The organism is Synechococcus sp. Tobar12-5m-g (assembly GCF_024345415.1).
Taxonomy (GTDB): domain Bacteria; phylum Cyanobacteriota; class Cyanobacteriia; order PCC-6307; family Cyanobiaceae; genus Regnicoccus.
This window is the reverse complement of the sequence record NZ_JAGQBB010000024.1, coordinates 26324-34919: the sequence shown is the minus strand read 5'-3', so window position 1 is coordinate 34919 and position 8596 is coordinate 26324. Positions and strand designations below refer to the sequence as shown.

Genomic DNA, 8596 nt, shown 5'->3' with positions numbered 1-8596 from the left:
TGTGCGGCGGGCTCATCCGCCTTCTCACATCAGCCTTGACGGCCTCGCTGTAGCGACGCATCGGTCATCTCCTCAAGCCCCCGGGTGTACGGATGAAAGGGGTGACATCTTTCCTGAACCCGGGGGCCCCCAGGCCGCAACAGCTGCCACTCAGGTAAGCGGGGAGCTGTTCCTTTCGATCGATTCCTCCGGAAGCATCGACACATCGGAGTTCACCATCATGATGGATGGCTATCGCGATGCCTTCCGGCAGGCTTCGGCGATCAATGCCATCACCACTTCGGCTAACGGCTGGGTGGCGGGTGGATCTTTCTGGGCTTCCACTGATACGAGCCAGGAGATCAGCTGGACCTTGTTGAAGACCACTGCGGAAGTGAACGCGTTCGCCGATTTGGTAAACACCATAGCCAGGCATAGTTCGAGCTTGATAGGCGATAGAAGCTGTATTTCCTGCGCAATGGCGTTCGCCATCAACGCCCTAAACACCAATTCCTTCTTCACCACTGCTTGCGTCAGACCGATCATCAATGTTTCCGGGGATGGCATCCAGAATCTCGATACTGGACCTGGCTCGGAACTTCAACAAGTTGAGGCCCAGGGCGACCGCGCCTCCTCCTTGGGGATCAGGGTCAACGGCTGTGCCTCCATCACCCTGCCCACAGGGCCCGGCCAACTTTGCGCTTTGGCTCCAACTGCGAGGGGAAGAAGCTCCTTGCGCGGATGCACGGTAAGCAAGTTGGACGTCGCTGGCCATGGTCGCCAGCAGCGCTTCGTGGCCTAGTCGATCGAATTGATTCACGACATCAGCAACCTAGTTTGCGTGAAAGTTCTCCAGGGCAGATGCCGAAGGGAGTGGCTCCTAGCTTGTTGATCACTTGCTGCTGGATGGGTCTACGTATGATTGACGACCAGAAAAGCTAGACCGGCTTATCGAGCCGATAGCGGACAAGCATCGCCTTCGATTCATCGAAAAGACGCCAGGCAGATGCAAAGAACACCAAGTAGCGATGATAGGTTCTCAGACCAACCAACTCGATGGCCCGGTCTTGATTGGCTGAAAGGTTGTCAAACCACGCACGCAAGGTAGGGCGATAATCGTGGATCGAACGAGCAGAGATGCGAAAGCCAGCCGCTTCGAATGCACGAACTTGTGATGGATATGCCGGAGGATGCGAGCCGGGAAAGTAAAATTGGCCCGCCAGCTGCCACGTATGGTAACCATCCACTAGCGAGCAAAAGAAATGCTGAACCAAGCGACCGCCTGGACTTAGTGCCGTGTACAACTTACTGAGCACGTCGGGTACGTCCTTGGGACGGACATGCTCCCACGCGCCAATAGAATAGATTTTGTCGAACGATTCTGGCTCGTAATCTTTAGTGATGAAGTTCTCAAGCTCAACGCGAAAAGGAAGTCGCTGGTTTGCATACTCAAACTGATCGTTGGATAATGTGTATCCAAGTATGTTGTCACTGTCTCCGGTTGATTCGTAGATGTGTTGCAGCATTCCGCCCCAGCCGCACCCGAGATCAAGAATTCGTTCGCCAGGCTGGGGATCAATCAGACCCAAGAGAAAGTTGGCTTTGTTTGTTTGGGCTTGTTCAAGCGTATCGGCTTCATGGTCGAAGTCAGCGCAACTGTAGAACATGAACTTCTTGTCCAAGAAGAGTTGGTAAAACTCGTTTGAGACATCGTAATGATGGGCGATTCCTTCGCTGTGCGGTCGACGCAAACTCTGCTCGATTAGAAACTTGCGTACGGGATAAGGAGGATAGTGATTTCGAAGCCAATCCAACATTGGTGGTAACTTTGTCTGCAAGCCATTCCATAGCATCATGGGGTCATGGGGTACTGGGCTGCGGATAAGATTCTTTGTTACGCCCCAAGTGGGCCCATAGAGTGGAGTCTCAGGCGCAATGAAATCGATTAGAACCCTAAGAGTTAAGTTCATGTTTTCGTCGCAGACATGGGCAATCGTTGGAGGTGAGGAAAGGAGTTTATGCTGTTCTTTGTAGGGCGTGCCCCCCGTTTTTGGTCAGAACCCTAAGAGAGTGGGTGGTCAAGTTATGGCTTGAGCAGCCTCAGGGTAATATTCGTTCTATTGTCCAGTGATCGGACTAGGTTGAGTTCGCCAGCCGCGAGGCCCGCAACCAGGGACCCCAGGGATTGGCGGTGGCGATCAGGTCCACGCTTGATAGTCGATTGTGCAACAGCAGCCATTGGTGCAGAGCCGGTTCCAGGGTGATCAGGGGCCAATCCTGTTCCGCAGTTTGCAAGACATACCCACCTGATCCATCCGGGCGCAGGGTGCCGCTGAAGTGCTGCTCATGGGGTTCAGCCGGTGCCCGGGTGGGATTGCCTACGGGCCCCCCGTCCAACGAGCCAGTTTCTGAAAGCAGGCCCGGATCCTCCAGGGCCTGCCACTGGCGTTGCCGCCACTCGGGATGGTGCCAGGGGGTGTCCCAGAGGGGCAGTAGCCCGGCTGGGGCCTGGGGATCGTCGATCAGCACCTTCTGCAGCCGCCGCACCGGCAAGTCGGCCAAGGCTGTTCCCGTCTGCACTGCCAGGGCCGCCGCCGCCCCGGCCGCCTGGCCGATGTTGAGGATCAGCGGCTGCAACCGGGTGGCGCCGTTGGCCATGTGGCTGCTGCTGAAGCCCTTGTCCGCCGCCAGCAGATTATCCACTTCTACACTCACCAGGGCGCTGTAGGGGATGCAGAACGGGGTGCCGCTCCAGCGGCCACCCCAGCGACAGCTCTTCGGGGCAAGGGGCCAGTCGTCGCCGGGATAATGATGATCATTGGCGTAGTTGCCCACCGCGATCGAATCCACCGCCCCATCGATCCCCACGGGCAAGGGCGCGATCCGGGCGCCGGCACCCACCGGCAGCAGATCCTGCTCAGTCACCACCTTCACCCCCACCAGCCGCCGCCCTTCCCGCCAGTAAGGCATCAGAGCAAGGGGCGAGGGTCCCTGAAGGCTGTCGCTGCCCGCCTCCGGAAACACACCGACAGGCTGCAACCAGCCGGCTGAGGCTTCGCGCAGGGCGCCGGCGAAGGCGAGGCTGTGGGCCTGCATCTGCTCGAACAGACTGCTCTCGGCTGAGGGATCGCCGCTGAAGGCCCGCCCCAGCTCGCCGTGCCAGTCGTTGCCGTGCAGGGGCCAGTTCAGCATCACCAGCCCGCCGGGAAGGCGCCCGTAGGTGAGGGTGCGCTCCATGCCGAAGCGCTTGGTGGCCCGCTCGAAGGGTGCGGCGGGGAACGAGCCGGCTGGGCACGGTCCAGCACCCAGCTGGCCAAATGCCACCCAGGTGGGGGACTGCACCGGTTGCCGCTGGAAGAAGGGCTCCTGCACCAGCCGCTGCCGAGGCGGCGCGCTCGGCTCGCCCCACTCGTCACGGGCTTCCCAGCCGAGCCGGAAAGGCACCGACGCCAGGGGAAACAGGTCGCCCCGGTCGCTGCCATCGACCAGCACCTGAAGGGTCAGCCGAATCGCCTGGCCGCCCCGCTCCACCACCAGGGCCTCCAGCCGTGTGCCGCGCCGTTCCACCGCCTTCAACTGGCAGTTGTTCCACCAGCGCAGCCGGGGCTCGGCCGCCACCCAGCGGCGCAGGATCGCCTCGGCGGTGGCGGGCCGCCAGCCGAAGCAGCTCACCCAGTTCTGATCCAGCCCTTCGGGCTCCTGGCGCTGCAGTTCCCGCAGCAGGGCACCCCAGATCCCCGTCTGCCACGGGCTCAGTTCATTGCCGTCGGGGCAGCACACCCCGGCGGCGCTCACCATCCCCCCCAGCCAGGGGCCGGGGGTGAGCAGCACCGTGTCGGCGCCGCCGCGGGCCGCCTGCAGGGCCGCCGCCAGGCCGCCACTGCCGCCGCCCCAGATCACCACGGCGGCTCCGTCGTCGTTGATCCTGTTGATGGCAACCACCGGCGCGATCGGGGCGATTCTGAAGGTCCGGGGGCGCTGGGTAAGATCCAGCCCCGGCGCAGGGCCGCTCTGGCGGCGCAGCGGGCCCTTCACCACCGCCGATGACCTACACGCTCACCACACCGCTCTATTACGTCAACGACAAGCCCCATCTCGGCAGCGCCTACACCACCCTGGCCTGCGATGCCCTGGCCCGCTTCCAGCGCTTGATTGGGGAGCGAGTGCTGCTGATCACCGGCTGCGATGAGCACGGCCTCAAGATCCAGCGCACCGCCGAGGCCGCCGGCCTCAGCCCCCAGGCCCACTGCGACCTTGTCAGTGCCCAGTACCAGGAGCTGTGGCGGCGCTGGGGGATCAGCAACGACCGTTTCATCCGCACCAGCGACCCCCGCCACCGGAGCCTCGTCGAGCAGTTCTACCGGCGGGTCGAGGCGGCCGGGGATGTGGTGGAGGGCCGCCAGCAGGGCTGGTACTGCGTGGCCTGCGAGGAGTTCAAGGACGACGCCCATGAAGCTGAAGATCCGGAATGCCCGATCCACCGGCGCCCGCTGGAGTGGCGCGATGAGCTCAACCTGTTCTTCCGGCTGTCGCGCTACCAGAAGCCGATCGAGGCCCTGATCACCCAGCCGGGCTTCATCGCTCCGGCCAGCCGCCGCCGTGAGGTGGAGAACTTCGTGGCCCAGGGCCTGCGGGATTTCTCGATCTCCCGGCGCCAGCTTCCCTGGGGTATCCCGGTGCCCGGCCACCCCGGCCACACCTTCTACGTCTGGTTCGACGCCCTGCTCGGCTACCTCACCGCCCTGCTCGAACCGGGCGATCCGCCCGACCTGGAACTGGCCATCAGCTATGGCTGGCCGGCGCAGCTGCATGTGATCGGCAAGGACATCCTCCGGTTCCACGCCGTGTATTGGCCGGCGATGCTGCTCTCGGCTGGCCTGGAGCCGCCGCGCCAGGTGTTCGGCCATGGTTTTCTCACCCGCGAAGGGCAGAAGATGGGCAAGTCGTTGGGCAACGTGCTCGATCCGGCCGCCATGCTCGAACACTGCGGCACCGATGCGGTGCGCTGGTATCTCCTGCGCGACATCGCTTTCGGGGAGGACGGCGACTTCCAGCAGCAACGCTTCCTCGACCTGGTCAACAACGACCTGGCCAACACGATCGGCAACCTGCTCAACCGCACCTCCTCGATGGCCCGCCGCTGGTTCGCGGATGCCGTTCCTGCCGTGTCCGCAGCCGTGACCGACCAGCACCCCCTGGCGCAGGCGGCGACCACGGCCCGGCAGCTGGTGCTGGAGGGGATGGGGCGGCTGGATTTCCGCCAGGCGGCTGAAGCGGCCCTGCAGCTGGCGATCACAGCCAACGGCTTCCTCAACGACCAGACCCCCTGGAGCCGCATCAAGCGAGAAGAAGAGCGGCAGCAGGTGGCCGATGACCTCTATGCCGTGCTGGAGGCCAGCCGCCACGTGGCCCTGCTGCTGGCGCCGCTGCTGCCGGAGCTCTCCGGACGGATGCTGCTCCAGCTCGCCCAGGGGCCCATTGCCAGCGGTTCCGACGCGGCCCAGTCCTTGCCCTCGGCCTGGCTGGCCCAGCTCCAGTGGGGTGGCTTGGTGTGCGGCCTGCCGTTGCCGGAACCGGCGCCGGTGATGGCGCGGCTGGAGCCGATCGAGTGGCTGTAGCCAATGGATGGGCTGTGAAGGGTCTGGTGCCAATCCTGCTCACGGCCCTGCTGGGCGGCTTGCCCCTGCTGGGCTGCAGCCGGGCGGCCGTGCAGCAGCCCAAACCCCAGCCGTTTGTGTTCCGCGCCCTCGACCTGCGTCAGCAGGATGCCAAGGGCCGGCCAACCTGGGAACTGATCAGCCCGGAGGCCCGCTACGACCTGCAGGGGCGGCAGGCCAGGGTGAAACGGCCGCGGGGGGTGATCTACGCCGCTGGCAAGCCCCGCTACAGGATCGAGGCCGCCAGTGGCACTGTTCTCAATGACGGCGAGATGATCGAACTTGAGGGTGGCGTGCGGATCCAGGTGCTGGGTCCCAAGCCGTCGGTGATCTCCGGGGATCGGGTGCGCTGGATTCCGAAGCGGGAGCGCATCGCCATCGACCGACGGCCGATGCTGGTCGACCAAGCGTCGCGCCTCACCGCCACGACGGCCCTGTTCCTGATCGACCAGAGCAAGCTGGAGCTGCGCGGCCCCACCCGCCTGCTGAACAAGCAACTCGACCTGCGGGTCGCCCGGGCCGACTGGTTCGCCAGCACCGGTGCCCTGCTGGCCGCCGGCCCCGTTCTGGGAGAGCGGCGCGTGGGCAAGGGCCCCGTTCAGACCCTCACCGCCTCCGCCCTTGAAGGCAACACCCGCGACGAGGTGCTCGATGCCCTGGCGCCGGTGCGCTTCACCGATCCGGCCCAGAACACCGTCATCGACGCCCAGCGCGTCCGCTGGACGAGCACCACCGAGCGCATCAGCACTCTGCTGCCCTTCGTGGGCCGCAGTGGCAAGCTCCAGGTGCGCGGCAACTCCCTCGAGGTTCAGCTGGATCAGCACTGGGCCCTGATCCCCAGTGGCTGCGACCTGCGCCAGCCGGGCGAGAAACTCCTGGCGCGGGATTGCCTCTACAACTGGCAGACCCGTTCGGTCCTGGCCCGCGGCGGCGTGGTTCTGCATCGCGATGCGAACCAGCAGGTCACCCGCAGCGACCAGGTGGTCGGCAGGGTGGGAACGGGCGGCCTCGCCGAGTTCACGACGCCGGGTGGTCGGGTGAACTCCCAGCTGCGGATTGCTCCGTCCTCCCCGGGCCCTGGCTCCCGCCCGGGCCGCACCACCCCTGCAGTGACGTTCTGAGCTTTTCGGCCCAGCCCTCGATCCACGCTTCATCGGAGCGGCTGAAGCAGCGCGGCGACCATCCCCCCAGCACCAGCCAGCCGCCTTCCCCGATCGGTTGGACCAGCACGGCGGGAGTTCCTGCCGGCAGGCCGCCGAACTCGTCGGCGCCGGGATAGAGCTTCAGGGTCACCAGAGAAACGGCCTTGCCGGTCTGCCGTGCCCGCTGGCAGATCGCCCCAGGGGCAAAGGGCCGTGGCGCCAGCACCCCCCGTCGCAGGATCACCTGCCCCTGCCAGAGCACCACCAGGCTGGCGGCCGGGGTGGCGGTGAGCAGCATGCGGCTGCCCCAGCCCAGTTCGACGGCCAGATCCCCAGGCAATCCGGCGATCAGCTCCAGCCCCCGCGGCCCCTCCAGCTCCACCAGCTCGGGGGCGAGCGGGTTGGCACGGGACCAGAGCAGGGCCACCAGCATCAGCCCCACCGCCATCAGGCTGGCCAGCACGGCGGCGCGCTCCAGGGCTGGGCTGAGCTCCGGTGCGCTGAATTGATTGATCATGCACAGCACCAGGCCGAGCAGGCCGGCGGCCAGGCAGAGGCGGGCCGCAGCGGGCAGGCCGGTCACGGTGGTCCCGAGGGGGTTCGTGCAAACGCTGACACAATCCCCCCCGCCCCGGCGCCGATCCGTGACAGCTTTGCTCCCATCCCACCGATGCCGGACTCCCTGAGATGAATGCCAGCAAGGCCTTTGCCGCCATTGCCCTGGCCGCGGTCGCTTGCGACGGGGCGATGGGCCGCGAGGAAGCCAAGGCCCTGCGGGGTGAGCTCGATCACCGCACGCCCTATGCCGAGCTCTCGGATCAGACCATCGGGGCCATGTTCGACGATCTGCTGCAGATCCTTCGCGACGACGGGCTCGAGACGCTGGTGGCGGGCGCGATCCCCGCCCTGACAGCCGAGCAGCGCGAAACGGCCCTGGCGGTGGCGGCCCATCTCGTCCACAGCGACCGCCTGGTGGAACAATCCGAGCGGGTGTTTCTGGATCGCCTCTCCGGCCAGTTGGAGCTGCCGGAGGGGCGGGCCGCCCAGATTCTTGAGGTGATCGAGATCCTCCACCGCGACAGCCTGGCCGGCTGAGGGCAGACTGATCCCATCCCTGTCCCGTCGCCACCGATCCGTGCGCCCGTCGCCCCTCCTCTCCCGTCTGCTGGCCGCCCTCGCCGTCCTGGTGGTCGGCTGGATCCCCCTGCAGGCGGCCTGGGCGGCGTCCGCCAGCGACTATCCGGCCCTGGCGCCCCAGGGCCGCGTCACCGATTCGGCCCGATTGTTCAGCCGCTCCACCGATTCCGAGCTGGAGCGGCGGCTTTCGGCCTTCGAGGCCAGCCACGTCCAGGCCCGGTTGGTGACGGTGGACCGGCTCGACTACGGCCTCGAACTCGACACCCTCGGAGCCGACCTGATCCAGCGTTGGAGAAGCGCCACACCCAATGGCGACACCGCCCTGCTGCTGCTGATCGATGCCCAGACCAACACCGCCGCCGTGGTGGCCTCGCCTGATCTGCTGGAGCAGTTGCCCGCCAGCCTGTTGCGCAGCACTGCCGACACCACGATGAACATCCCCCTGAGGATGGGGTCCCGTTATCGCCAGGCTTCCATTGATGCCTTGAACCGGCTCGAGCAGGTTCTCGGTGGCGCCGATGATCCAGGTCCGCCCCAGGAACTGGAGCAGCCAGTGGTGGTCAGCAGCATTCCCACCATGGCCGAAACCGCTGCGGGAAGTGGCTTCACCTGGGTGGTGGTTCTGTTGGCGGTGGGCACGATTGTGCCGATGCTCACCTGGTGGGTGTTTTCTCGCTGACC

At 65.4% G+C, this 8596-nt stretch carries 8 protein-coding genes; 5 read left to right on the top strand and 3 right to left on the bottom strand.

Going from position 1 to position 8596, the window contains the following annotated elements; genetic code table 11:
- Positions 1-781: DUF1194 domain-containing protein (locus KBY66_RS13270; protein ID WP_255090089.1), on the top strand; the 781-nt coding region annotated here is incomplete at its 5' end.
- Positions 782-917: 136 nt separating this feature from the next.
- Here KBY66_RS13270 and KBY66_RS13265 read toward each other — a convergent pair.
- On the bottom strand, positions 918-1796 hold the full coding sequence (locus tag KBY66_RS13265; RefSeq protein WP_255090088.1) for a class I SAM-dependent methyltransferase: 879 nt from the start codon (positions 1794-1796) through the stop codon (positions 918-920).
- Between the two features lie 319 nt (positions 1797-2115).
- Entirely contained in the window at positions 2116-3882 is a 1767-nt protein-coding gene (locus KBY66_RS13260) for an FAD-dependent oxidoreductase (RefSeq protein ID WP_255090093.1), read from the bottom strand.
- A 140-nt stretch (positions 3883-4022) separates the two neighbouring features.
- On the opposite strand from KBY66_RS13260, the gene KBY66_RS13255 reads away from it, so the two are divergent.
- On the top strand, positions 4023-5597 hold the full coding sequence (locus KBY66_RS13255) for a methionine--tRNA ligase (RefSeq protein ID WP_255090087.1): 1575 nt from the start codon (positions 4023-4025) through the stop codon (positions 5595-5597).
- A 26-nt stretch (positions 5598-5623) separates the two neighbouring features.
- The gene (lptC, locus tag KBY66_RS13250; RefSeq protein WP_255090086.1) at positions 5624-6757 is read left to right on the top strand and encodes an LPS export ABC transporter periplasmic protein LptC; all 1134 of its coding nucleotides are present in this window, start codon (positions 5624-5626) and stop codon (positions 6755-6757) included.
- On the opposite strand, the gene KBY66_RS13245 is transcribed toward lptC, so the two are convergent.
- Complete coding sequence (locus KBY66_RS13245) at positions 6654-7361, bottom strand: cofactor assembly of complex C subunit B (protein ID WP_315855516.1); 708 nt, start codon at positions 7359-7361, stop codon at positions 6654-6656. The genes lptC and KBY66_RS13245 overlap by 104 nt on opposite strands.
- A 104-nt stretch (positions 7362-7465) precedes the next feature.
- On the opposite strand from KBY66_RS13245, the gene KBY66_RS13240 reads away from it, so the two are divergent.
- Together KBY66_RS13240 and psb32 are read left to right on the top strand one after the other, a co-directional pair.
- Positions 7466-7873 carry a tellurite resistance TerB family protein gene (locus tag KBY66_RS13240; protein ID WP_255090085.1) on the top strand — a complete coding sequence of 136 codons (408 nt, stop codon included), beginning with the start codon at positions 7466-7468 and terminating at the stop codon, positions 7871-7873.
- A gap of 40 nt (positions 7874-7913) precedes the next feature.
- On the top strand, positions 7914-8594 hold the full coding sequence (gene psb32 / locus KBY66_RS13235; RefSeq protein WP_255090084.1) for a photosystem II repair protein Psb32: 681 nt from the start codon (positions 7914-7916) through the stop codon (positions 8592-8594).
- Positions 8595-8596: the final 2 nt, after the last annotated feature.

Coding starts and splice junctions, on each gene's coding strand:
- KBY66_RS13240 (WP_255090085.1), top strand. CDS start 7,466: ATGAATGCCAGCAAGGCCTTTGCCGCCATTGCCCTGGCCGCGGTCGCT.
- KBY66_RS13265 (WP_255090088.1), bottom strand. CDS start 1,796: ATGTTGGATTGGCTTCGAAATCACTATCCTCCTTATCCCGTACGCAAG.
- KBY66_RS13255 (WP_255090087.1), top strand. CDS start 4,023: ATGACCTACACGCTCACCACACCGCTCTATTACGTCAACGACAAGCCC.